Genomic DNA, 25,181 nt, shown 5'->3' on the forward strand with positions numbered 1-25,181 from the left:
TCCCCAACTCCCCGCTGTCGCAGGGGCAAGCCCTGGTCACTGCAGGTTGTACTTTTTCTTGAATGCGTCAACCAGGTCGCGCTGCGCCTCTTCGGCTTCGAGATTCCACTTGCCCGCCTTCATCGCATCGCTCAACGGATCCGGTACTCCCTTTATCGGAGCGGGTGGCTTATTTAGCCCAGGCACCGACCAGGCCTGGTCAGGCGAAACTGCCATGCGCTCGACGATCTTGTCCTTTGTGATATTCCAGACCATGTTGTCCGAGGCCATGGACAAAGGTCCTGAATACGTCTGTCGCACGCCATCATAGATCCCGTAACGGGTGTTCTCTTCATTAAAGAAATGATATGCGATGGCATGGCGGGGTTTGATGGCGCTCATTACCTTGCCAAACGCTGGCGGGGAGGTGTGTAACTCCGTGCCTACACCGAGCGCCGATCGCCGCGGCTCTAAACGAGGTTTGCTTCTTCATCCTGGATCCTCCCCAAATCTATTGAGGTTAATGCTCGGTCAACCCTTGTCTAGCTCGCCCATCAGGGTGTTGTTATCTTGAACTCGTACTCGTATAGGACTCGAACCTACGACCAAGGGATTATGAGAACCTCCCAAAACAGATTCAACACTATCCAGGAAAAAGAAACAAACGATTAGGCGAGTGATTCCCCCTGTAAACGCATCTCGGATCACCATGGATCGGCTCAGGGTGGTAGCAATCTCGTAGCAGATTCCTTATTAATAGTCGGCGCGATCGCAGCATTTTGGACCATCAAACGGGTTATGGGATTCTGGGCCTAAGCGATCCACTTCATCGATAGGAGACGATCCTAGCAGGACTGAAACGTGCTCGACGCGAACGTCCGCTTTTGGCCGAAAGCAGACATTCATTGATTCGGGACTTTTTCGGGATCTAGTTATGCGTCGTTACCCTTACGCGCGTACGCGAGGAGAAACGAAAACTGCTCATTAAAGGACTGATACCGAGAGATCTGATCTGCAGCCGCCTTGAGGATCAAACCATCTCCCGGCAGGAGCGCACCATGTTGGAAGAGTATCTGCACAAGGCGAAAAACTAAGATGCGGGGCCGGAGCCATAGAGCCTACGATAGATAGGCAGCTATGCATGCCACCGGGCTAATTTGTGGGCCGGCACGGGTATATTTCCGTAGAGGCGCAGGGGGCACGTGTGTATAATGCGCCCCGGGGGAAAGGTTCAAGTGGCTGCCTGAAAACTGCCTGTGCGCTGGCCAGCTTCTGGCCGGGCCGTCCGACAGGGCGCCACCGCTTTTACCTTCCCGCTGAAGCGCTTTAATCAGAATCTAATCGAATAAGAGGAGGACCCCAGATGAGTGCTCTGAAGAGATTAACCTTAACAATGGCTGTGCTTGTTGCGCCGTTTCTCATAGCGTCAGGCGCGGCGGCGGCCGAGACCGACGCCCAGAAGGCCCAGAAATTGGTGAATGCGGCGACGGTGACCTTTCAAAGTTTTGTCTCCAACCCGGACACCCCCTGGATTGGCGAACACCTCAAGGAGGCGCGCGCTGTTATGATTGTCCCCGAGCAGGTAAAGGGCGCGTTTATCGTTGGCGCCACGGGCGGTACCGGCGTCTTGTTGGCGAATCATGCGGGTGAATGGAGCGACCCAGCGTTCATTGACTTAGGGGGGATCAGTTTCGGCCTGCAGGTCGGCGCTAAGGCCTCGGAGGTCCTGTTGCTGGCGATGACCGAGGCGGGGGAGAAGGCGCTACTCGGTACCAAGGTCACGCTTGGGGCCGACGTCGGCATCGCGGCCGGACCGGTTGGTACTGGCGCTGCAGCGGGCACCGTGGATCTCCTGGCCTGGTCCCAGTCAAAAGGCGCCTATCTCGGTTTGGCTCTCGACGGTGCCGTTATTGCCCCGGCCAACAAGTGGAACCAAGCTTATTATCTGCAAGACGACATCACGCCCTACGACATCATCAGGGCACAGACCTATAAGAACCCGAAGGCGCGAGGTCTGGTGCATGCCGTCGCGGAGGCGGCCGACTAAGCGTAGGCCTGATGCCATACCAAGCTGCTCAGTCCCCGGGCTAATAACGCCGGGGCGACTGATCAAACCGAAAGGGCCGCAGTCAGCGGCCCTTTTTTTGACCGAGACAGCTGTCCACCCTAACAACCTATTTCTTCCGGAATTTTTCAGCTATCTCGTTTGCCCGATTCTTCCCCTCCTCGAGTTCATCCGGGGTCATTTCGTCTTTTAAACGTCCGCTTTTGGCCGCAAGCAGCCGTTCATTTATGCGTGACGAAAGTGTGCCACACTGAAATGCGGTGAGATGCAAATGAGGTGCAATTGAAATACGGTTTGAAATGAGCAAGCGTCGTAAGTGACTAAGTTAGTTGATTACTTAAAATTATAATTGTGCCCTCATAATGCTCCGTACGAAGGCCATAGGAATTAACTGACTAAGGCGCAACGTCCCCTTCCGACCCAATGCGGACATTGGTGAGCAAGCTTAGAGTTACTCTAATTAATATGTTATTGTTGCTCTGACTCCGAAACAATCAAGAATAAGGGGGATGGTTCAATGATGCGTAATTCCATTAGCCAAGTGATTGCCATAGCAGGCTTGGCAGTAGCAGCGTGCTCCCCTTCCGACGATACGTCAACTTCTCCCGACATCGCGGAAGACCACTTCCACCCGAAAGGCAAGCCGCCGTCCGAGCACACGATCAAGGTCCTTAAGGAGGCGCGAGCCGGCCTGCCTTTCGCCGACAAGCGGGACTTCGCGGAGCAGTCCAGGGGTTTCATTGCAGCGCCGGAATCCAAGCAGCTGTCTCTTTCCAAACCTACGTCAGTGAACTTACATTGAAACCTCATCTAATATTAAGAAAGGAGAACTTGTTATGGGAAAATTTATAAGTTCAAAATTTTTGTTTTTGGCAATGGTGGCTGTCGTGGTAGTAGCTGTGGCAGGTGTTTACATGAAAGGACGGTATGACGAACGTGCTGGCAAAGAATCCCCACTCATGGGACAGGCGGTCGAGGCCAATGACAAACCCACCGTGTCACCGACGAAAGCCAGGGGAGATCGTGGCGCATACTATCCTAATACGGAAGATCTGGCGGCCGACGAGATGCGCATCATTTCTTGCGGAACGGGTATGCCCAATCAGCGCCCCTCGCAGGCAGCTTCATGCTGGCTGGTCGAACTGGGGAACGGTGACAAGTTCCTTTTCGATATCGGTACGGCTTCGGCGGATAACCTTGCGGCGTTGCTCATCCCCGCCGATTACCTCGACAAGATCTTCCTGAGCCATTTGCATACCGATCATTTCGGCGACTTTGGTGCGATATTTGTCGGCGGGTTGATAAACGGTCGGACCGTCCCATTGCGCGCGTGGGGGCCAAGCAGTTCGAAGCCCGAATGGGGCACCAAATACTCCCTGGAACACTGGCGGAAAGCGCTCAGCTGGGACGTTGATGGGAGAGCCGGTCGCCTGCCCGCGTCCGGGCAGGAACTAGAGATTAACGAGTTCGATTATAAGGGCGAGAATCAGATCGTATACCAGGACAATGGGGTGACCATCCGCTCCTGGCCCGCCATACACGTTATCGATGGACCGGTCAGCTACAGCCTCGAGTGGAATGGCCTGAAGTTCGTCTTCGGCGGTGACACGTACCCCAACAAATGGTTCGTGGAATACGCCAAGGATGCCGACGTTGTAATCCACGAATGTTTCATTACGGTCCCGGACCTGGTTGCGAAGATGAACTTCCCGGTGGCGAGAGCTTTGAATGTCGGCACACAGATTCACACGCCACCGCCGGCCTTCGGTAAGGTCATGAGCATGGTAAAGCCTCGTATGGCGATCGCTTATCACTTCTTCAATGACTCCGACACCTCTCCAAAAATTTTGGAGGGAATCAAATCGACCTATGACGGTCCGCTAACCTTGGCCGATGACATGATGGTTTGGAACGTGACCAAGGACAAAATCATCGTGCGAGAAGTGGTATTTCAAGAGGATGTCTGGGCGCCCCCACTGGTCAGGAAGGTCCCGGTTGACCGTAGCATCATGTTAACGGAATCGGACTGGGTCAGGCAGCACTCATTGGATATGGGTGACATCATCCAAAAGATCTACGATCGGGCAAATAAGCTATATGGTACGAACGAAAAGCCGGGTTTTTAGAAATCAGACGCTCGGCCAGATAGCCTGATCGACCGCTCTTGGCCGTTTTCAGACGATCCCTCGCGACGAGATAAACAGAGCGATAGCAGGCGAGAAATGAGGCCTCGGCAAGCTGCGGGAAGCTAATAAATTAAAAGTGGGCCCGGTAGGACTCGAACCTACGACCAAGGGATTATGAGTATTCAGGGCAGAGTTTCTTTTGCTTCAGCGAGTCCGAAGCCGATAGAAGGTGAACTGATCAACAGAAGCAATGCAGTAACGATGCGACCCATCGCGTTATCTCCAGGCGGGCAAGAAGCACACTCGCCATACTTTTAACGTAGGTCGCTGCACATTGAGATCTTTTAGCCAGTCATCCGGTATCAATTCCTCAAAGGTCTCTAGGTCACCAATGTAAACCTGCAACACCAGTTTGACTCGGTTATCGAGGACGTAGATCTCAGCGATATTCGGCCAGGTCTCGGCACCGGTGAGATTGATCCAGTCGGCATTGGCGGCGAACATCCAAAGCCAAGACGCCAGAAACGCAACGGTGCGAACGAAACGTGATGGCACGGCTATATTTCAGACAAAGAGACGCAGAATGATCTTTCAGTGATTGGGAATTCTGTTGTATTCCGCATTCTGCCACATCCCCATGTGTAGGAAACGCGGCAATAAACGCCGGCAGCTCACCGTCCGATAATGGCGATGATTCTTACCTTACACGGCAAAAACATAGTTCAACCAGGTGTACATGCGAATGATGACTTTGCGAATAATGCGAATGACCTTGGCCTTATCGCTATAGATAGCGGCCGCACCATGGACCCCGGCTGGCAGACGCAGGTCCGACACGCCATCTAGCGTGAGCCGCACCGCAAACCGGCCCGCGGGCTGTTGCTGGGTAAACTCCAGCAGGTTACCACTCGGGGCCAGTTGTCCCTGTCCGGTCGCCCAGATAACGTTGTCCACCGTGGCACGAAAGATCTTGCCTGGCTGATCATCCAGCGCGACTTCAGCGATGTCTCCGGGTTTGATGTAGCGAAGCACATTCTGTGTAAATGTCGCGATCACACAAGCCCAGTCATTGTCCTCCCCTAGAAAGGTAATTCCGATCAGCGTGAGTTCGCGACGCTCACTGCGCGAGCGGGATGCCGCGAGCGAGCTCCAGGTTAATGATGGCGTCCAATTTGTTCTCGACCTGGAAATAGCGCATGACCTTTTTCTCGGGCAGGACGCGCTTAAACTTTCCGAGGTACTTTTTCTTCAAATTCAGCTCGGCCTGTTCAATGCTGAACCACTCCTTCAGCATCGCCTCCGCTTTTTCATCTGTGACACTGCCCCAGTTATCCGCATAAAATGTGATCAAATTGACTGTTCTGCCGATCAACTTATTTTCTTCTTTCCAGTAACCATCGTACACCGGCCAGAAGCCTTTAGCCTCCTCAGTGGTCAGCTCCATGGCATTGGCGACGATCGCCTTTCGCTGGGCCTGTATCGCTTCTCTTGTCAGCTGCTCGTCGGTGGGTGCCGCGACTGCGGCACCAGACAACATACCAGAGAACCCAAGCATAACGAGTAACATGCATTTGATCGTTTTCATCGTTGACTCCTTTGTTATTGCTAGCGTATTAGTTGGTATTTTTCACAGCGCTTGCGCTTTTCAAAAGATTGCATCGCAAGGAAAAGCCAAATCCAACGGCGCATTATCCGCCGCTCTGGCCATTGAACTATTGGGTCGCAAAGGTCCGCTTAGATCGATTTCGTAAGCCGCATTAGTTAGCCGGGCTTTGAACGAACCAGATTACAGAGGCGTGCAGGCGCCAAAGAGGACAAAACCCTCGCGGTCGCCTGCTACCGACACCGACATTTTCCCCGTGTATTCTGATATGACCAGGCTCCACGCTCGCCCGGCTTCGATCCCCTGCATGACCAACAGGCCGTCAACTCGCTCCATGGTTCTGATGCCCGTACTTTGATCCTCGCCATTCTCTTTGGTGGCGCTGATCGTCTTCTTCTTAAAGTGAATTCGGAAAAACTGCGGCGCGTTGATGCCCTCTGCCGTTCCTTCCAGGCATTCATCGCCGGGGCCACATTCGATGGCCTCGATGGTGGCACACAGAAGTGGCTTGGACCCGTCAAAATCGGCAGCCACGAGTGGATAGGACGCCACCCAAAAGCTCAGGCCCAAACTCATCGCGATCAGCTTTTTCATTATTCGCCTCCGATCAATTGACGTGTTTAATACACGATACAAATCGGGTTGTTGCTTTCCATTCGCCGGCGAGGCTATGCCATTACGATAGCCTCGTTGCCAGCAACGTCCCATCAGTTCACGGAGTAACCCCGACCTTGCAGGCAGGCCCCGTAGGCGCGGTCGTAGTTGGCGCGGTCCTGTTGGTAATGGGCGGCCTGCTCATTCGCCCATTGTTGCTCCGCGGCTTCCTGCTCCCGCTGTTGATTACGCCGTCGCATGCCGCCGATCACAGCGCCGGTCGCAGCGCCGATGGCGGCACCCTTGCCAGCATCGCCGGCGATGGCACCCCCGACGGCGCCGGCCGCCGCACCGCGCGCGCCACCTCTGACCACGCCGCCTTGGGTGGCTCCCTGTTGCGGGGGTGGCGACGTCGCCGTCGGCTGCTTCATCGGGTCGAAGCCTGTCTGCTGAACAGACCAGTTGTAACATTCGTATTTGTCCTTGTCCTGCTGCTCCTTGCTCTGACCCTTTTCGGGATAGACATAGACATCCGCGAGCGCCGGCGGTACAAAAAGGAGGGCAGCTAAACTTAGCGCGATAAGGAGAAAGTTACGCTCTTTCATTTTCCACATACCCGTGACTCCTTAAAGTTTGTCATTTTGCGTGGCGCTGGGCGGTCACGACCAAGGCCAGCCGGGTCGATGGCTCTACCATCGGATGTTCCATGCCAACAACGGCCCGTGCATCCAGATGTCCCAGACAAACGCGGTAGGCCCGCTCCCGCTGCTGTAGTCCTGGTATAGGCCACGGTAGCCAGCCAGGATATCCATATCAAGCCCCCATCCAACATAGCGATAATCAAAGAGACCCGAGGCGTTGAACGTGAAGTCCGATCCGACGCCGAATCCGCCGATATCGGTCCTTAGGATAAACGCCCAGCGCTCGCTGAGGTCAAAGGTCCCCCGTCCACCGAAGAAGGGGTCAGTCCAAGACTGATTACCGTTAACGTTAGGCGCCGGTGGGACCTTAAAGGTTATTTTCTGGTCGATGGAGGTATACCGACCACCGGCGAGGAGCTCCAACGTCCAGCCCCGATCGCCGTCGACGCGCCCATAAGGCCAGCGTCCGGCACGATATAACCCACCAAACTCCACCAGCCAAATCTCGGTCTCCAGATCACCAATGATCGCCGGCACGATCGGTCCCGGCGGTACCGCCAATACCTGATTATCAAAACCCAACTTAACATAGGTCCCGTCCAGGAAGCCTCCCCATCTTTCTCTCCACCATGCCTCGCCGTGCAGCGTCAACGCAAACACCGAATCGGCGTTACTGACAGTGTCGATGAAACTCTCGTCGATGCTGGTCGAAATTCCCCCTACGGTCGCATCGCCTCGCAAGCTAACAGCCCAGATGTACGGGGCGATGCTGAAATCCCAGTCACTGGACTTGGCAGCCGTCTCCTCAGCAAACGCAACGGGGGCATTGAACCCAAAGACCGCCAGCGTCATCGCGATGACGGCGATTCTTCTAACTTTCAACTTGCCCTCCCCAGGTTCAGGTGCCATCCGCCACCACAATCATTGTTCTTTTTTTGCTAAAGTCTTGCCACACGGATCCTACATGCTCACAGAGGTATTTTCCAAAACCATGATCGAGCTGACACTCACCATGGCAGAGAAGGCGATTGCCGCCGCCCATGCCAAGGCCGCAGAGCTGGGTGTCCCCATGGGGGTCACGGTGGTGGACGAGGCCGGGCGGGTGGTGATGGCCGCCCGCGCCGACGAGGCGGGCTTTTATACCATGGATACCTCATGCGCCAAGGCGGCGACTTCCGCATCGTACAAGCGATCCACCCAGGCGCTCGTGGAGGGCCGGGAGGCCAATCCTGTCTTCTGGGACGCGCTGCCTTCGGTGATCCCGAGACAGGTGCTGCCCAGCGTGGGGGCTGTGCCGATCATCAAGGAAGGCCGCGTGATCGGTGCGGTGGGCGTTGGCGGTGGCACACCGGATCAGGATCATGCCTGCGCGCAGGCCGGGGCTAATGCGGCCATTTCCTAGATCCGTTGTAGGCGATTTGCGGCTTGTTCAGGACTTAAACAAAGCTGTAACCAAAGCACTCAATGAACCGCCCTTCAAACTCTGGCGGCTCAAAGCGATGGTTCTGGGTACCGAATTCCTGGATTTTGATGGCCCCCATAAGTGATGCAATCCGGCCCGTTGTCACCCAGTCCATATCGTTCATCAACCCGTATAGCAATCCAGCGCGATAGGCATCGCCGCAACCGGTAGGGTCATTGACGGCCCCCGGTTTCGCCGGTGGCACCTCATGATGCTCCCGACGCGTACAGATGAGGGAGCCGTTCGCCCCTTTCGTTATGATCAGCGCCTCCACACGATCACATACCGTCTCGACTGACAAGCCGGTGCGATCCTGCATCAATTGCCATTCGTAGTCATTGAAGGTGACCCAGGTGGCCTGCTCGAGAAAACGCAACAGCTCTTCACGATCGAACAACGGCATGCCCTGACCGGGATCAAAGATGAACGGAATCCCTGCATCAGCGAATTGTGCCGCGTGTTCGAGCATCCCGTCACGACCGTCTGGCGAGACGATGCCGATGGAAATGCCATTGGCGTCACTCACCTTATTTTCGTGCGAGAAGCTCATCGCGCCCGGGTGGAAAGCGGTGATCTGATTATCGTCCAGATCCGTCGTAATGAACGCCTGCGCTGTTAGGGTTGTGTCGATCACTCTCACATGAGTGCGCGGTATCCCATTGTCGTCCATCCATTCGGCGTAGGGGCCAAAATCCGTGCCCACAGTCCCCATGGGAAGTGCATCGCCGCCAAGCAGTTTGAGATTGTAGGCGATGTTGCCCGAACATCCGCCGAACTCGTGTCGCAACTCCGGCACCATGAACGATACGTTCAGGATGTGCACCTTCTCCGGTAAGATGTGATTCTTGAAGCGATCGGGAAACACCATGATATTGTCAAAGGCAAACGACCCACAGATCAATGCAGACATCTTTCGTCTTTCCTTATTGCCATTCGTAGCGACTAGAAGACAGCAATGAGACTATGATAACGCGAAGCGAATGGGCAACCGTCATCGCATGCTAACCTAACCTGAATAGGCAACAAAATTCCCGCATCAGATGTCCTTAAGTCAGGTTCTCGTAAACGGACACTTTCTCTTTGGATACTTTATCTATGCAATTGCCGTGATCATCGCGGTGCTTTTTTTGGAACGCATTCACAATGCCCTGAATCATGCCTTCCTGCAATGGGCATGGGACCATGTTGGCATCCCGCTAGCGCGCGCCGGGCTGCTGATCCTGTTTATCTTAATTGCTTATCCGGTCCCCTTCGGCACCCAAACGGCGCCGCCGTTACAGACATTGTTTGCGGCAGATGCGATGCGCGTCAACCACCTGCTCAATCCGGTATTTCTCATCACCCTCCTGCTCCCACTCATTCCTGTGATTGGCACTCGCCCCGCCTGGGTTGTGCCTCTGCAGGGTATCGCTGCATGCGCGTTGCTGTTCAGCTGGCTTGCCACTGAGCAAGGCCTTGAAACGGTAAGTTACTGGCCGGGAGCCAATACCCTAATGCTCATCGCGGTCATTGCCATCGCAACCTATTGGCTCGCGATTTACCTTTCTCGTCAAGTGGGACAGCATTTAGATACCGCGTTCGAAGTCAAAGGGGCAAGTATCCTTGTGTTCGAAGCAACGGTCCTTGTCTTTCAAACCCCGGCACTTCTGTTGTTTAGCCTAGCGCTCGGCAGACAACTGGCCTAGCGTCACGATCGGCAACCCCCGCGGGTAGAAGGGCTGCCCGATGGCGGCCTTCATCACACGGCTTTGTCGGTGAGCGGTTCTAATCTGAAGGTCTCATCCTCAGGTCGTGCCACCCGTTTGAGGATCGGCCCAAGATAGCATCCCGTATAGGAGCGTGACTCACGACTCACTTCTTCCGGCGTGCCAACGGCCACGACCTCGCCACCCCGATCACCGCCCTCGGGGCCGAGATCGATGATCCAGTCGGCGGTCTTGATAACCTCCAGGTTGTGTTCGATCACGACGATGGTATTGCCGTGATCCCTCAGGCGGTGAAGCACCCGTAGTAACTGTTCAATATCGTAGAAATGAAGCCCCGTAGTCGGCTCGTCCAGAATGTATAGGGTATTCCCCGTATCGCGTTTCGAGAGTTCACGGGAAAGTTTCACGCGCTGCGCCTCGCCACCTGAGAGCGTCGTGGCATTTTGGCCGAGTTTGATATAGGACAGTCCCACATCAGTAAGTGTCTGTAGCTTGCGCGCAATGGTCGGTATTGCATGGAAAAACTCCCGCGCCTCTTCAATGGGCATCTCCAGCACTTCGTGGACATTTTTGCCTTTATAGAGGACATCTAACGTTTCGCGATTGTAGCGTTTGCCTTTGCACACATCACAGGGAACGTAAATATCGGGAAGAAAATGCATTTCCACTTTAATCACCCCATCGCCCTGACACGCTTCGCAACGCCCGCCCTTCACGTTGAAACTGAAGCGACCGGGCCGATAGCCCCGCGACCGACTCTCCGGGGTCACAGCAAAGAGCTCCCGGATCGGAGTAAACAACCCTGTGTAAGTCGCGGGATTGGAACGAGGTGTTCGGCCGATGGGACTTTGGTCGATGTCCACTACCTTGTCAAATTGATCCAAACCCTCGATGCGAACACTGGGAGCCGCATCGACATTGGCACCGTTCAACTCACGCGCCGCAAGTCGATACAGCGTGTCGTTGACCAGCGTAGACTTGCCCGATCCCGACACACCCGTAACACAAATCATCAAGCCAACAGGTAGTTCAATATCAACTTGCTTGAGATTATTCCCGCTTGCACCATACAGCCGTAAGATGCGCTTCCCATTGACTGGCGTACGCCGCTTAGGTATGGAAATGGACTTTCGGCCGGAGAGATATTGCCCCGTGAGCGATTTGGGATACGCGGCTAGCTCAGCCGGCGTCCCCTGCATCACGACTTGTCCGCCGTGCACTCCGGCACCCGGCCCCATATCCACGACGTGGTCTGCCGCATTAATCGCTTCCTCGTCATGTTCGATGACGATCACGGTGTTGCCCAGATCACGCAAATGACGAAGTGTTGCAAGCAACCTTTTGTTGTCGCGCTGGTGCAGGCCGATGGACGGCTCATCAAGAATATACATGACCCCGACAAGCCCGGCACCGATCTGACTGGCCAGGCGGATACGCTGAGCTTCGCCACCCGAGAGCGTCTCTGCGCTTCGATCCAACGTAAGATAATCAAGCCCGACGTTCACGAGGAATTGCAGACGCTGACGGAGCTCCTTGAGTATCTTTGCGGCGATCGCACCTCGCCGACCTTCGAGCTGCAGCTCCGCGAAGAAGGCCTCGGCCGGTCCGACTGCCATGGCTGTGATATCCGAGATCGACAACCCTGTGATAAAGACATGCCTTGCAGGCGTATTCAATCGTGTGCCGCCGCAAGAAGGACAAGCCTTACTGCCAAGATATTTTGCGAGGTCCTCCCGCACAAGTTGGGATTCCGTGTCCCGGTAACGGCGCTCCATGTTGGGGATGACGCCCTCAAACGGATGCCGTCGCGTTACCTTACCGTTCCGGTCATTCAGATAGGTAAAGGTGAGCTTGACACCGTCGCTACCATAAAGAATCACCTGTCGGACGTGTTCAGGCAGATCATGGAACACCGTATCCAGATCGAACTCATAATGATTGGCGAGCGCCTGGATCAACTGAAAATAATAAGCATTGCGTCGATCCCACCCGCGTATTGCGCCGCCGGGGAGACTCAGTTCCGGGTGTTGAACCACCCGCGCCGAGTCAAAAAACTGGATGGTCCCGAGGCCGTCACACTCGGTGCACGCGCCAGCGGGATTGTTAAAGGAAAAAAGCCGTGGCTCGAGCTCGCTCAGACTGTATCCACAATACGGACAGGCGAACTTGGCGGAGAAGATCACATCGGGTTGCTCTCCTACGTCGAGTGACGCCACCTTGGCGAGACCATCGGCAAGTTTCAACGCCGTCTCAAAAGACTCGGCCAGGCGTTGCTGAACGTCCGGCCTGACCTTGAAGCGGTCCACGACGGCTTCAATATCGTGTTTCTTGTAACGATCCAACTTCGGGACCTCGTCAAGCTCTACCACAGTGCCATTGATGCGTGCGCGTACAAAGCCTTGTCTACGCAGCAATTCGATGACCTGCTCATGCTCTCCCTTGCGCCCCTGGACAACCGGTGCAAGAAGGATCATCCGTGTCCCTTCCGGTTGCGCTAAAACGTGATCGACCATCTGGCTCACAGTCTGCGCTTCAAGGGCGGTATCATGCTCAGGACAACGGGGTTCTCCAACGCGCGCGAACAGCAGGCGTAAATAGTCGTAGATTTCCGTGATCGTACCGACCGTAGATCGCGGGTTATGTGACGTTGACTTCTGCTCGATGGAAATCGCCGGTGATAAGCCTTCGATATGATCAACGTCCGGCTTTTCCATTATCGAAAGGAACTGCCGTGCATAGGCCGACAACGACTCGACATAGCGACGCTGACCCTCAGCATAGATAGTGTCAAATGCCAGTGAGGACTTGCCCGACCCCGACAGGCCTGTGATGACGATTAACTTGTCCCTCGGAAGGTCGAGGTCGATGCCCTGTAGATTGTGTGTTCGGGCACCGCGTATATGAATAGTGTCCATATAAAGGTACGTTGCCGAAAAAAGTAAACTACTAATATAATCTTTTTCGACGCTATGAAGCAAAACGAAATCTATATCAAGACAGCGGAGACGATGACTGCCACGGAATTGCGCGCTTCCCTGACCCTGGCGACTATCTTCTTCCTGCGCATGTTGGGCCTATTCATGATCCTACCGGTTTTTGCCCTCTATGCCGACAATCTCGAAGGGGTAACGCCTCTCCTGATCGGTGTTGCACTTGGCATTTACGGCCTGACACAAGCAATCTTTCAGATCCCCTTCGGCATGCTGTCCGATCGCATCGGACGAAAGCCCATCATTTTGATGGGTCTCATCATATTTGCTGCCGGCAGTGGTCTCGCTGCGGAATCGGATACCATCCTCGGCATCATTGTTGGACGTAGCGTGCAGGGTGCCGGTGCCATCGCCGCGGCCGCCATGGCACTTGCAGCGGATCTAACGCGCGAAGAGCAGCGAACCAAGGCCATGGCGATTATCGGAATCAGTATCGGACTTGCCTTTGCCACGGCATTGGTGGCCAGCCCCATATTGGAGGCTTGGGTTGGTGTGCCCGGCATCTTCTGGTTGACGGTGGTGCTTGCGATCATTGCCATCGCCGTCTTGTATCTCTTCGTACCGCAACCTGTTCGCAGCCGTTTCCACCGCGATGCGGAGACAGCGCCTGGCGAGCTCAAGGTTGTTCTCACAAATACTCAACTGCTTCGACTGGATCTGGGGATCTTGTTGCTCCATCTGATACTGACAGCAAGCTTTGTGGCGCTGCCGTTGGCGCTTCGCAATGAAGCAGGGCTCCCGGCCTCGGAGCACTGGCAGGTGTATCTCCCTGTGTTGATCCTCTCTGTGGGGATCATGCTGCCCTTTTTGATCCTGGCTGAAAAATACCGGGTGATGAAACAGGTATTTGTTGGAGCAGTGTTCATATTGATGTTGTCCCTTTTTGGCCTGTCCCTCTGGCACACGACGCTCCTAGCGATTTTTCTGATGCTGCTCGCGTTTTTTGCGGCTTTCAATTTTCTTGAGGCGAGTTTGCCATCCTTGATCTCAAGGACTGCGCCCCCGGACCAGAAGGGCTCGGCGTTAGGGGTCTATTCCACCTCCCAGTTTCTCGGCACCTTCATTGGGGGCGCGCTCGGCGGATGGCTTTTCGGGCAGTTTGGCTATTCCGGTGTGTTTCTCTTAGGTGCCATTGCGGCCTTCGTCTGGCTCGGGGTCGCATTGAGTATGCCTAATCTACGCCATCTTACGAGCCACATGATCAACGTCGGCAGGATCACTCAGGCACAGGCACAGCAACTGGTTGAGCAATTGACGCAGGTGGCGGGTGTCGCCGAGGCCGTGGTCATTGCCGAAGACGAGGTTGCCTACCTCAAGGTAGACCGAAAGGCGCTGGATAACGATGCCCTGCGTGAAATTTCGCTGCGGAAAGAGTAATGTTAGAAAAATAAAACCATAAGGAGGACGGAGCATGGCCAAAGGCATCAATAAAGTCATCCTGATTGGGAATCTGGGCAACGATCCGGAGACCCGTTATACGCCGAGTGGTAGCGCGGTTGCCACGGTAAGTCTTGCCACCAGCGCATCCTGGCGAGATAAGGAAACCGGCGACCAACAGGAACGGACAGAATGGCACCGGATCGTGTTCTTTGGCCGCCTGGCTGAGATCGTAGGCGAATACCTGCGCAAGGGATCGCAAATCTATGTGGAGGGACGTCTGCAGACACGCAAGTGGCAGGACAACGAAGGCAAAGACCGCTACACGACCGAGATCGTTGCCAATGAGATGCAGATGCTGGGCAGCCGCAGCGGCGGAACCGCCCCTGTCGAAAAAGCACCGCCACCGACAGAGGAGAAAAAGACCGAGCCGGCTGAAAGTGCAGCCGCTGACGAATTCGACGACGATATTCCTTTCTAGGGCAGACCGAACAGTTGCCTAAAGAAACCCGTAACGGTAGTTAACGATCACACGAATTCCCGTGGTCAGATCATCCGCGCCCTCTTGGTCCACAATTAGCCCGCGGATGCGGAACCACAGGCCCCTGAGAACCTCTTTGGGTGGGAGGTAGTCAAGGGTCATATTAAATTCGCTCTCATCCGGCAAGGCGATATGGGTGGTGGCATCGCGCGCGCCGGTGCCGCGGGCAAAACTCCCGAACATGCTCAGCCCTGCGAGCGCCTGTTGCTTGAAGTGATAGGACATCCCGACCAACCAAGCATCCTCTCCGGCCCGGTTAAAGTCTAACTCCATCAAGGACACGAATCCCGGATAGCCACCCCAGGGACTCCTTATGGCGGCCCCATTGGAAGTCGTGTTAAACGCGACGTTCAAGATCGCGCCTTTGTAGCTCACTGCCACCTGAGCCCCGCCATTTTGGGTGTCGAAAGAGCCCAGCAGGGCGTCGCCGACGCTGCGTTGATCGGTGAACTGGCCCGAGAGTCCGAGTTCCAGCTCGTCGGTGATGGCGCTCGTGAAGTTCGCTTCAGTATAGAACGTGTTGAACAGATCGAATCCATAGAAGTTGATTGCGCCGCCGGTGAGGTTGTCCGTTGGCGCAACGATCGCGCCAACCATCGCAACGCCTTTGTCACTTCCCGGCACGCCCGCCACGTCCGACATCGATCGGAAGGTGTCTGCGCTCTTTGTCTTTATCTGATCGATATACCCAACGGAGATCCCCAGACGTCGACCCAGATAGCGGGCGTCATAAGCCTCAAAGGTATTTGCCACCATGCGGTCGTCGTCCCCATTCACATAGACCAGGTTCAATCGTTGCCTGTACAGTCGCGAAAGAAATTCCTTGTGCTGAAGTTGGACATAGGCCGTACCCAGGACGGTGAACCCGCCTTGGCCGGGGCCAAGGAGTTCGGTGCCATCGCGTGTCTCGGGGCCAAAGAGTTTCTGGGAGGTGAAGAGCTCCGCGGAAACTGAAAACAATTCCTTCCACTGTCCCGACACATAGTAGAGCGAGCCCCCCAGGGCCCATGCTTCGTTTTTGCTGCCGTCGAGGTTGTTTTGGTCAAGATAATAGGTGCGCGGCTTGATGCCGAAGCGCGTGTCACGGACAAAGGGTGTACGGTCTTTGAGCCATTCGTCCACGCGGGGATGGAGCCGCCCTACATCTACTGGCGTTTCAGTAAAGGCACGCTGCACCCTGTCCTGAAGTTGTTGCACCGAAGCGGGCGCAGGCTCTTGGGCACGAATGTATTCTGCGGATCGGCTCTGTTGCGATACCAAGCAAAAAACCACAGGCGCCACCAACGCAATGCGCCGTGATCGGATATGATCCAACCTTAGATTCCCCCAAATGACAGCAAGCGGTATTGTGAACTCAGTCTATTCCGTCAACCATTCTTGGTGCCTTAGGTCAATGTTGTGTCATGACAAAATAAATGGAAAACACTTAATCATTAAACTTATTATGACAGCCGCAATTTATTTCCGTGCCAGCACTGTGACCGGCAGCTTTGCAGACTGCCAGACCTGAGTCACGATAACCTATTTTTATTTATACCATCACGCTTGCCTCTCACCTAAAATCCCCCTACGATGCCAAGCTCCAAAACAATTGAATCCCAACGCAAGACTAGCCGACGAACATAAGAGACGTGGAGGATATGATGCATCGTGCAGAGACCTGCCGAAAATCTGGGCTTTATTTCATTTCTCTACTGATTGTCGCGGCGCTGACGGCCTGTGCGGCGCAAGAAGACCGACCCCAGGGGTCACCCGTCCCGAGTGATCAGGTTGGGCAGCTTTTGCCCGGGAAATGGCAGGGAGAGTGGAGCGCCCGCTGGGCAACGGAAGGTCATGGCCCCGGGAAGGTCACATTCAATCTCAAATCAAACAAGCAGGGGCAAATCGCAGGGACAGGCGCTGCAACCCCCTCGGGAGACTGCCCTGATCTGTTTAACATCAAAGGGAGCTATCAAAAGCAAGAAATCATAATGCGAATTTTTCTGACCGGCGCGTGCAGTGGCAGTGACCTCTCGATGAATATGCAAATGATGCGGACCGATGCAGGCGAATTCCTGTTGGTGGGCCACTGGTCACAACCGAATCGTAAGGACTACGGCTGGTTCTCCCTCACAAAGCAACCTTAAATAGGCTTATCTTCAAGACGGACTGCGCTCGCCGACCCTGTCCCTTAATCGCAGGCAAGACTGGGTTTGGCTTTGTCACACGTCAGAACCGAGATCACCAACGGCCCCGTTCGTCACTGGAATATGGGTTGTGGTGAGCGGATCCGGGTCCAGCACCTTCGAATCTTGCGCTGATCTTTATTACCAAAGCGGCTTGTAGAACAACTTATCGGGTTTCTCGTGGACTGGCAGGTCATCCGGCAGTTGCACGTCCTCGGGTGCGAGCAACTCACCCCAATCGGTTCGGGTCCCCATTTCTTCGATGATCTCTTCGGGCACAAAATCATGGCCAGCACGAATCTGCCAGCCGCCCCCGAGCGCCTTGTACACGGAAATCAGGCTCGTGACCACGTCACCGCGCGTTGCCGTTAGCTGATCCTGGCTCGTGACGAGGCGCTGCTGCGAATCCAAAACGCGCTGATAATCCGCGACACCGTCGCGGTACTGCAGGAGGGAAAGCTCGACGGAACGTTCTGACGCCGCTACGGATTCGGCAAGGTAGTTAGCCTGCTGCTGGCCTTGCAAGAAGCCCACGAGCCCATCTTCGACCTCGCGGGCCGCTTCAAGCACCGTGTTCTGGTAATTGACAATCAACCCCTGGAAGGTGGCATCTTGAAAGCGGACATTATTCTTAAGCCGCCCGTAGTTGAAGATCGGCCATTGGAAGGTGGGCCCAACCGTCGCCGTAAATGCGTCGCCGGTAAACAAATCGCTCAAATTGCTACTGCCGGTGGTGCTCGATAGAAAACCGATGGAACCGACCAGATTGAACTGGGGGTACAGATCCGTTCGTGCGATGCCGATCTGTGCGCTCTGTGCTGCGGCCTGAAGTTCTGCGGCGCGAATGTCCGGTCGGCGCCGAAGCAAGTCCGCCGGCATCCCGATGGCGACCTCCGCTGGGGTCGTTGGAATTACCCCGGCACCCTCCAAGATCGCCTGCAGTTCACTCGGGGGCATACCCAACAGAACGCTGAGTGCATTTTTCGCCTGACGCAGGCCCGCTTCCAAGGCAGGGATGGTTGCCTGGGTTTCGGTCAAGAGCGCCTTGGCCTGCTGGACATCGAGTTCCGTAGTCGCGCCGTTTTCGAAACGCACCTGCGCGATCTCAAGGCTTCGCTGCTGAATCGCCACGTTCTGGTGTGCGATCGCAATACGTTCCTCAAAGGTCCGGATCTGGACATAGGTGGCGGCACATTCAGCCGTGAGACTGACCAACACATCATCGTAGTTTGCAACGGAGGCGGCCAAATTGGCATCGGCCGCCTCGATGCCGCGACGGAACCGACCCCAAACATCCAACTCCCAGACCGTATCGAAGCCAATGTCAGCGGCTCCAAACGAAGAGTCAGCAAACGCCGCAAAAAAATTTGGAGAACGTTCGCTCAGCTCGTTATACGTGATGCCACCACTCACCTGTTGTTGTTGGGGGTACTGGCTGCCGATGGCGATGCCTAAGAGCGCCCTGGATTCGAGAATTCGGATCCCGGCGATCTGAAGTGGCAGATTCTGTTGATAGGCCAACTCGATAATGCGATCGAGCACCGGGTCGTTAAAGACCGTCCACCAATCACTGTACTCCTCAGCTTGCGTGTTGACCTGTGGGTCGCTGGTCTCTATCCATTCATCAGCAACGGGTGCTTCGGGCGTCTGAAAATCCGGACCAAGCATCGTACAGCCGCTCGTCAACAGTGCTGCCACAAGCCCGGTGATCGTTCGCGAAGTGCTGAAGAGTCCTTGCCTCGCGGCAGGGCACACATTACGCGTGTGACGGAATGGACAACGAAGACCTGGAACGTTGGTTGTTTTCTTCATCTTATTAATCTATTACGGGTGTCTACAGGCATCCCGCGAAGAATGCGTGGACGTCTCAGCAGAACGCCCCCTCTTCTTTTACGCAGACGCTCCATCGTACGCCGCGCACCATTATTCTGCTGCTCAAGATATTAAACGGTTCCCCGTCACAAGGCCAATTGGTCAAAACGAGTTTGCGCCACGGCTGCACACGACCGAGCAAAAAACCCCTGAATCCGTAGCCCGTACCATTGCGATGCTGCTATACTCGATGGCTGACTCATGCCGAACAGGCTCCGTTCGGCCCCCCGGCCAATAATAGTACACAGAAAGAGTGCGCCCGATGCCGAGTTGCGCACCGCAAGAAAAACAATGTACGTGGTCAATAACGATCCGGAGGAAATTTCCATTCAGCAATCCAAGATAAGCTTCACTCGGCCGACTGAGGACACGCTGCTCATCCGGTTTGTGGGGAGCTGGACTCTGCAGAATGGGCTACCCTCAGCTACCGAGGCGCAAAAGCATGTAACAGAAGGCTCACCAGTCCAGCGCGTCGCATTTGATGCCCAAGAACTCACGGGCTGGGACAGCGGGCTCTTGACCTATTTGATCAAGATCATCGATAGATGCAAAGAACGCAACATCCAGATTGATCGGACAGGGCTGCCGGACGGGGTGAGGCGACTTTTGGATCTCGCCTATGCGGTGCCCGAACGCGAAGGCGCGCGGGTTGTTGCGAAGCGCCCCTCCTTAATCGCGCGCATCGGCGCGGATTCAATCAGGATCGCTCGCGGGGCCATGGAGACCATCAGTTTCATTGGCGAGGTCAGCCTCGCCTTCCTTAAGTTTTTGCGCGGCAAGGCCCAATATCGGCGCGTCGACTTTACCTTGACCATTCAGGAGGCTGGTCCAAAAGCCCTGCCTATCGTTACCTTGATCAGTTTCCTGATCGGGGTGATCCTCGCCTTTATCGGCGCCGTTCAGCTCGAGCAGTTTGGCGCAGGGATCTACGTGGCCAATCTGGTTGGACTCGCCATGGCCCGGGAGATGGGCGCCATGATGACCGGCATCATCATGGCTGGCCGCACGGGCGCGGCGTTTGCTGCCCAGCTTGGCACCATGATGGTGAACGAGGAGATCGACGCGCTGAAGACCATGGGCATCTCGCCCATCGAGTTCCTAGTCTTGCCCCGCATGCTCGCCCTCATGCTGATGCTACCGCTCTTGGTTTTGTACTCGGACGTCTTAGGGATCCTGGGCGGCGCATTCGTCAGTACCACCATCCTCGACATCGGTGCCCTGGAATACTTCGAGCAAACAAAGCACGCGATTGCAATAAAGGACTTCGCCGGCGGCCTCTTCAAGGGCACCCTCTATGGTACGCTAGTCGCCATCGCTGGTTGCCTGCGGGGTATGCAAAGCGGGCGCAGCGCAGCGGCTGTCGGCGACGCGGCCACTTCCGCCGTGGTGACGGGCATCGTCTGGATCGTCGTTGCCTCTGCGATAACGACGGTCATTTACAACATACTCGGCATCTGAAGGACAACTGTCCCTTAACACAAAACGCGATTTATTGGTGAGCTGAGATGGCACAGGTGATGCCAGATGAAACACAACAAGCCGACGTGCAAATCACGGTCCGTGATCTGACGATGGCGTACGGAGACTTCGTGATCCAGCGGGATCTGAACTTCACGGTCCGGCGCGGGGATATCTTTATCATCATGGGGGGAAGTGGTTGCGGCAAGAGTACCTTGCTGAGACACCTCGTTGGACTCAAGTCACCGGCTCAAGGAAAAGTATTGTATGACGGCGAGAGCTTCTGGGACGTTGATCCCCTTGAACAGGTCAGGGTGATGAGACGCTTCGGGGTCATGTACCAGAGTGGTGCGCTGTGGAGTTCCATGACGCTCGCCGAGAACGTGGGCCTTGCCCTGGAAGAGTACACAGACCTCAACCCCAGTCAGATCCGTGAGCTGGTATCGCTCAAGCTCGCGCTGGTGGGGCTTGCTGGGTTCGATGAATTCTATCCGTCTGAGATCAGCGGCGGCATGCAAAAGCGTGCCGGAGTGGCGCGGGCCATGGCGCTGGACCCCGATATCCTGTTTTTTGATGAACCCTCCGCAGGATTGGATCCGGTCAGTGCCCGGCGCATGGATGATCTCATTCTCGAGCTCCGGGACAGCCTCGGAGCGACGATGGTCGTGGTAACCCATGAACTCGCGAGCATCTTCGCCATCGGGGATAACTCGACCTTTCTCGATCCCGAAACCAAAACGATGATCGCAAGCGGCCACCCTAAGACACTGCTGGCCGAGTCGAAGGATCCAAAGGTTCATAGCTTTCTCACGCGAGGTGAGGTATGAGCAAGCGCGCCAATCCAGCGGTAATCGGCGCATTCGTGCTGGGCGCTGTGGTGCTCATCATTGTTGGGGTGGTGGTCTTCGGTGCCGGTCAGTTTTTTGCCCAAAAGCAAAATGTGGTGGCTTATTTTAGCGGATCGGTCAAGGGGCTTGGCATTGGCGCCCCCGTAAAAGTCAGAGGCGTCACCATCGGTTCGGTCACCAATATTGAGATGGAATACAATCCCGAGGACTTCCACGTTGTCATCCCGGTCTACTTTCGGCTTGACTTCAATAAGATCCACTATATCGGCGTCGAAAGAGCTTCGTTTTTAAAGCAAGTGTACAAAGATCCCGAAGAACGCATGCAAAAATCGATTAAACAAGGTTTACGGGCGCAGCTGCAGTTGCAGAGCTTTGTGACCGGCCAGCTGTTCGTCGCCCTTGACTTCTTGCCCGATACACCCGTGCAGCTCACCGGCCGCGCCCCGGAGGATTATGTTGAAGTCCCAACGATCCCATCACCGCTGGAAGAATTAACCAAATCGATCGAGAAGCTGCCGCTCCGCGAACTCGCGAATGAAGCCGTGAGGGCGGTCAAAGGCTTTGCGGACCTGGTGAATTCTCCCGTAATGAAGAACATCCTCCACAACCTGGACACGACGCTGGAGGACATCGACAGACTAGTGAACACCGTCGACGCCGAGGTCAAACCACTGGCATCCAGCGCCGAGGAGACATTGGCAGATGCACGGACCACGCTTACCCGCGTGCAGTTGGCCCTTTCAGACGCCCAGGACCTGCTTCAAGGCGTCGACACCCAGGTCGAGCCGATCGCGGCAAGCGTCGAAGAGACCTTGGGAGAGGCGCGGGCCACATTGCAGCGGGCTCAAAAGACACTAGCCGATGTTGACGACATGATCACGGCGCGCTCACCCACGCGCTATCGCATCAATGAGACGCTCAATGAGGTCGAGAGGGCAGCGCGATCCATTCGGGTGCTGGCCGATGAACTTGAACGACACCCCGAAGCGTTACTGCGCGGTAAGCCCAATACGGGAGGACAATGATGCACCCGCTTTATACACGTCTGGCCCTCGTTATCATTGGAGTTTTCCTCATCGTGTCGGCAGGCTGCGCCCGTACCCAAGCCACTAACTTCTACCTCTTGGCGCCCCTGCCACACAGCGAGACGGGGACCACGGCGGCCGAGGGGGGCCTAGTCATTAGCATCGGACCTGTGGCGCTTCCGGGTTATCTGGACCGACCACAGATCGTGAGCCGTCCCAGCGAAAACACCCTTCACCTTGCGGTGTTCAATCAATGGGGAGAGCCACTTCAGGTTAATTTCGCGCACGTCCTTGCAGAAAACGTATCGATTTTACTCCCCAGCGATCACATTACCGTCTTTCCCGACCTCACAGGGACGCCGCATGATCTCAGTATTGCGGTCCAGGTAACGCGATTTGAACGTGATGCGAGTGGAAACGCCGTGCTCACAGCGCGCTGGCAGATCTTAGAAGGCCGCGACAGCGATGTGTTGCTGACACGAAACTCAAGTTTCAGCTCACCAATTGACGGACAGGACTACGAGGCGACCGTCACCGCGCTGAACCAAACGCTCACCGATTTCAGCCGTGAGGTCGCTGGGGCGATCAACTCGCTTTCAGAAACCGCATCACCCTAGAGCGCCTACAGCGCATCGGGTGCCCGGGCGATGCGCGTCCAAACAAGAAATCGTTGCACAAACTCCGGGATCTGAATAAACACGGTCCCGGTGGCGACGACATTCAGCATCGCCACTACGAGAAATACCTGAGGAATCGTCACACCTGCGCTGAGCAATCCGATCGTCACACCCGCCGAGACCACCATGAACAGGGCATTGAGGATATTGTTAGCGGCGATGATCCGGGCACGATGGTGAGCCGCACTCCGATGCTGCATCAGCGCATAGAGTGGCACAATATAGATCCCCCCGAATAGCCCAATCAATGTGAGATCGGCAAGGACGCGCCAGTTCGCACCGTGCTGTAAAAATTCCGCAGCTCCGATTGGCGTTGCGATGTAGGCAGCGCTTGGGACCGGCACACCCACAAAGAAGAGATCAATCGTGAACAACGTGATGCCAATGGCACCTAGGGGGACCAATCCCATTTCAATCCGCCCGCCTGATAACTTTTCGCACATCAACGCCCCGGCGCCAATGCCGATGGAAAATGCGGTTAACAACAAGGTCCCCACATGCTCGTTACCAAGAAGGATATCCTTCGTATACGACGGCACCATCGACAGACACGTGGCCCCGACGAACCAGAACCAGGAAATCGCAATAATGGTCATAAACACCGTGCGATTCTCCCTGGCGAATCCCATCATTCGCAGCGTCTCGGCGGGAATGTTCCAACTAATGGAAAGGCCGGGATCCGGTGCCAGGGCCTTGGGAATAAACTGGCTCGCGAGCCGTCCTAGTATAGCCACCGAAATAACAATGCCCGACACATACAACGGCCCCGCAGATTGAATTGCGACGAGGACACCACCGGCAATCGTACCCAGCAGGATAGCGAGGTAGGTGCCCGTCTGAATCAACCCGTTGCCTCCAGTCAACTCTGACATGTCAAGATGCTGGGGAAGGATCCCGTACTTAAGCGGCCCAAACAGAGTCGATTGCGTCCCCAAGAAGAACAGAACGGTCATCAGGATCCAGACGCTTTGAAAAAAAAACCCGACCGATGCAATCAACATGATGCAAATCTCGGCAAACTTGATATAGCGTATGAGAAATGATTTCTCATATTTGTCCGCAAGTTGGCCTGCTGTTGCGGAAAACAAGAAAAACGGAAGGATGAAAATCCCGCCGGCAAGGATCACCAGTACGGTGCTATTCATATCAAGATGGCTGGCTAATGTGAATGCAATGAAAAAGACCAGCGCGTTCTTATACACATTGTCGTTAAACGCCCCGAGAAACTGGGTTAAGAACAAAGGGGCAAAGCGTCGTTGCCTGAGTAATTTGAACTGGGTCATATTAGCGATTCGCCAGCCAACGCATGATCTAAACTCCGCATGCTAGCTTAAGTATCGGCTCAATGCTTGGCCCTCGAAGGGCCCGACCCAAACTGCATTCATACGCTTGAGTTGACTCGTTGCCGTCATAAACTCGACAGCATATCGCGCCCACGCCCCCTGATCTTAAGGGCCGATTACGCAGTAAGTCGTTGTAGGAGAGTGTCGATTGCAACAGGTTGCGCAGTTTTTGCCGTGACCGAGAAGCGTTCCTTCGGATCGCGCTCACGTTCAAGCGTGTAAACCGAACCCGGATAAAGTCTCGTCAGGAATTCTTCTAGTGCGGGCTCAAATGCCTCAAAGGCGTCATCGTTGTTCGGTGCAAGCAACCGGTCATTGGAAAAGATTTGCACCTCATCACCGCAGAACTTGAGACGCCCTTTTGTCTCGGGTCCCTGCTCCAGGAGCTGGCACGCCTTTAGCACTTTCTGACATACGGTGGCTAGTCGCTCGGGCAGTGTACCGGAGAGTGGACGCTTGCTGTAGTACATCATGCCACGCCGATTGCCGGTCTCGTCGAATCCGTAATTTCCCTCATCTGCCACGAGAAGCGTTCCCGGCCCCGCATGGACATGGCTATAGTCCGCCACATCGATCAGCAGGTTATCGAGTGCGTCGATCTGAATCCAACGATGGAATATCGGAATAAACTCAACCAGGCCGATGGCGTTGCCTTCCTCGGCAAAGAACTTGATCCCAATCTTATGCAGATCCATTGCGCCGTTTGCTG

General features: G+C 55.3%; 25 protein-coding genes. 12 read left to right on the forward strand and 13 right to left on the reverse strand.

Annotated features, from left to right (window positions below):
• Positions 1–36: 36 nt before the first annotated feature.
• A complete protein-coding gene (locus O6944_01400; GenBank protein ID MCZ6717805.1) occupies positions 37–381 on the reverse strand; it encodes a hypothetical protein in 345 nt (114 codons plus the stop codon).
• Positions 382–1,342: 961 nt separating this feature from the next.
• Here O6944_01400 and O6944_01405 point away from each other — a divergent pair.
• The 3 genes from O6944_01405 to gntH all read left to right on the forward strand — a co-directional run bounded on the left by O6944_01405 (position 1,343) and on the right by gntH (position 4,170).
• Positions 1,343–2,026 (forward strand): lipid-binding SYLF domain-containing protein, encoded by a 684-nt coding sequence (locus O6944_01405; GenBank protein MCZ6717806.1) that lies wholly within the window; start codon positions 1,343–1,345, stop codon positions 2,024–2,026.
• 535 nt (positions 2,027–2,561) lie between these two features.
• A complete protein-coding gene (locus O6944_01410; GenBank protein MCZ6717807.1) occupies positions 2,562–2,846 on the forward strand; it encodes a hypothetical protein in 285 nt (94 codons plus the stop codon).
• Between the two features lie 34 nt (positions 2,847–2,880).
• Positions 2,881–4,170, forward strand: coding sequence for a guanitoxin biosynthesis MBL fold metallo-hydrolase GntH (gene gntH / locus O6944_01415; protein MCZ6717808.1), 1,290 nt, complete (start codon positions 2,881–2,883; stop codon positions 4,168–4,170).
• A gap of 276 nt (positions 4,171–4,446) precedes the next feature.
• Here gntH and O6944_01420 read toward each other — a convergent pair whose 3' ends face one another.
• The 6 genes from O6944_01420 to O6944_01445 all read right to left on the reverse strand — a co-directional run bounded on the left by O6944_01420 (position 4,447) and on the right by O6944_01445 (position 7,890).
• Complete coding sequence (locus O6944_01420) at positions 4,447–4,725, reverse strand: hypothetical protein (GenBank protein ID MCZ6717809.1); 279 nt, start codon at positions 4,723–4,725, stop codon at positions 4,447–4,449.
• 147 nt (positions 4,726–4,872) lie between these two features.
• A complete protein-coding gene (locus O6944_01425) occupies positions 4,873–5,226 on the reverse strand; it encodes a hypothetical protein (protein MCZ6717810.1) in 354 nt (117 codons plus the stop codon).
• A gap of 61 nt (positions 5,227–5,287) precedes the next feature.
• The gene (locus O6944_01430) at positions 5,288–5,755 is read right to left on the reverse strand and encodes a hypothetical protein (protein MCZ6717811.1); all 468 of its coding nucleotides are present in this window, start codon (positions 5,753–5,755) and stop codon (positions 5,288–5,290) included.
• A 201-nt stretch (positions 5,756–5,956) separates the two neighbouring features.
• Complete coding sequence (locus tag O6944_01435; GenBank protein ID MCZ6717812.1) at positions 5,957–6,367, reverse strand: hypothetical protein; 411 nt, start codon at positions 6,365–6,367, stop codon at positions 5,957–5,959.
• A 113-nt stretch (positions 6,368–6,480) separates the two neighbouring features.
• Entirely contained in the window at positions 6,481–6,981 is a 501-nt protein-coding gene (locus O6944_01440; GenBank protein MCZ6717813.1) for a glycine zipper domain-containing protein, read from the reverse strand.
• Positions 6,982–7,056: 75 nt separating this feature from the next.
• Positions 7,057–7,890 carry a hypothetical protein gene (locus tag O6944_01445; GenBank protein ID MCZ6717814.1) on the reverse strand — a complete coding sequence of 278 codons (834 nt, stop codon included), beginning with the start codon at positions 7,888–7,890 and terminating at the stop codon, positions 7,057–7,059.
• A gap of 82 nt (positions 7,891–7,972) precedes the next feature.
• On the opposite strand from O6944_01445, the gene O6944_01450 reads away from it, so the two are divergent.
• Positions 7,973–8,410 (forward strand): heme-binding protein, encoded by a 438-nt coding sequence (locus tag O6944_01450; GenBank protein MCZ6717815.1) that lies wholly within the window; start codon positions 7,973–7,975, stop codon positions 8,408–8,410.
• Positions 8,411–8,444: 34 nt separating this feature from the next.
• Here O6944_01450 and O6944_01455 read toward each other — a convergent pair whose 3' ends face one another.
• Entirely contained in the window at positions 8,445–9,380 is a 936-nt protein-coding gene (locus tag O6944_01455; GenBank protein MCZ6717816.1) for a carbohydrate kinase family protein, read from the reverse strand.
• A 130-nt stretch (positions 9,381–9,510) separates the two neighbouring features.
• Between O6944_01455 and O6944_01460 the strand changes: the two genes are divergently transcribed.
• Positions 9,511–10,155 carry a hypothetical protein gene (locus O6944_01460; protein MCZ6717817.1) on the forward strand — a complete coding sequence of 215 codons (645 nt, stop codon included), beginning with the start codon at positions 9,511–9,513 and terminating at the stop codon, positions 10,153–10,155.
• 53 nt (positions 10,156–10,208) lie between these two features.
• On the opposite strand, the gene uvrA is transcribed toward O6944_01460, so the two are convergent.
• Positions 10,209–13,091 (reverse strand): excinuclease ABC subunit UvrA, encoded by a 2,883-nt coding sequence (uvrA, locus tag O6944_01465; protein ID MCZ6717818.1) that lies wholly within the window; start codon positions 13,089–13,091, stop codon positions 10,209–10,211.
• Between the two features lie 54 nt (positions 13,092–13,145).
• On the opposite strand from uvrA, the gene O6944_01470 reads away from it, so the two are divergent.
• Positions 13,146–14,543, forward strand: coding sequence for an MFS transporter (locus tag O6944_01470; protein MCZ6717819.1), 1,398 nt, complete (start codon positions 13,146–13,148; stop codon positions 14,541–14,543).
• A gap of 34 nt (positions 14,544–14,577) precedes the next feature.
• Positions 14,578–15,024 (forward strand): single-stranded DNA-binding protein, encoded by a 447-nt coding sequence (gene ssb / locus O6944_01475; GenBank protein MCZ6717820.1) that lies wholly within the window; start codon positions 14,578–14,580, stop codon positions 15,022–15,024.
• 18 nt (positions 15,025–15,042) lie between these two features.
• Here the strand turns inward: ssb and O6944_01480 are convergent, their stop codons facing one another.
• A complete protein-coding gene (locus O6944_01480; GenBank protein ID MCZ6717821.1) occupies positions 15,043–16,398 on the reverse strand; it encodes an OprD family outer membrane porin in 1,356 nt (451 codons plus the stop codon).
• 326 nt (positions 16,399–16,724) lie between these two features.
• Here O6944_01480 and O6944_01485 point away from each other — a divergent pair, with 326 nt between their 5' ends.
• Positions 16,725–17,210 (forward strand): hypothetical protein, encoded by a 486-nt coding sequence (locus tag O6944_01485; GenBank protein MCZ6717822.1) that lies wholly within the window; start codon positions 16,725–16,727, stop codon positions 17,208–17,210.
• Between the two features lie 180 nt (positions 17,211–17,390).
• On the opposite strand, the gene O6944_01490 is transcribed toward O6944_01485, so the two are convergent.
• Positions 17,391–19,061 carry an efflux transporter outer membrane subunit gene (locus O6944_01490; protein ID MCZ6717823.1) on the reverse strand — a complete coding sequence of 557 codons (1,671 nt, stop codon included), beginning with the start codon at positions 19,059–19,061 and terminating at the stop codon, positions 17,391–17,393.
• A gap of 351 nt (positions 19,062–19,412) precedes the next feature.
• Between O6944_01490 and O6944_01495 the strand changes: the two genes are divergently transcribed.
• The 4 genes from O6944_01495 to O6944_01510 are packed head-to-tail and all read left to right on the forward strand — an operon-like array spanning position 19,413 to position 23,069.
• On the forward strand, positions 19,413–20,579 hold the full coding sequence (locus tag O6944_01495) for an MlaE family lipid ABC transporter permease subunit (GenBank protein MCZ6717824.1): 1,167 nt from the start codon (positions 19,413–19,415) through the stop codon (positions 20,577–20,579).
• A gap of 47 nt (positions 20,580–20,626) precedes the next feature.
• On the forward strand, positions 20,627–21,406 hold the full coding sequence (locus O6944_01500) for an ATP-binding cassette domain-containing protein (GenBank protein ID MCZ6717825.1): 780 nt from the start codon (positions 20,627–20,629) through the stop codon (positions 21,404–21,406).
• Positions 21,403–22,452, forward strand: a complete 1,050-nt coding sequence (locus O6944_01505) for an MlaD family protein (protein MCZ6717826.1) — start codon at positions 21,403–21,405, stop codon at positions 22,450–22,452. Before O6944_01500 ends, O6944_01505 begins: the two co-directional genes overlap by 4 nt.
• Entirely contained in the window at positions 22,452–23,069 is a 618-nt protein-coding gene (locus O6944_01510) for a PqiC family protein (GenBank protein MCZ6717827.1), read from the forward strand. The genes O6944_01505 and O6944_01510 overlap by 1 nt, the downstream gene beginning before the upstream one ends.
• Positions 23,070–23,074: 5 nt before the next feature.
• Here the strand turns inward: O6944_01510 and O6944_01515 are convergent, their stop codons facing one another.
• On the reverse strand, positions 23,075–24,412 hold the full coding sequence (locus tag O6944_01515; GenBank protein ID MCZ6717828.1) for an MFS transporter: 1,338 nt from the start codon (positions 24,410–24,412) through the stop codon (positions 23,075–23,077).
• Between the two features lie 176 nt (positions 24,413–24,588).
• Positions 24,589–25,167 (reverse strand): hypothetical protein, encoded by a 579-nt coding sequence (locus O6944_01520; GenBank protein ID MCZ6717829.1) that lies wholly within the window; start codon positions 25,165–25,167, stop codon positions 24,589–24,591.
• Between the last annotated feature and the right edge of the window lie 14 nt (positions 25,168–25,181).

The organism is Gammaproteobacteria bacterium, assembly GCA_027296625.1.
Taxonomy (GTDB): Bacteria; Pseudomonadota; Gammaproteobacteria; order JAKEHO01; family JAKEHO01; genus JAKEHO01.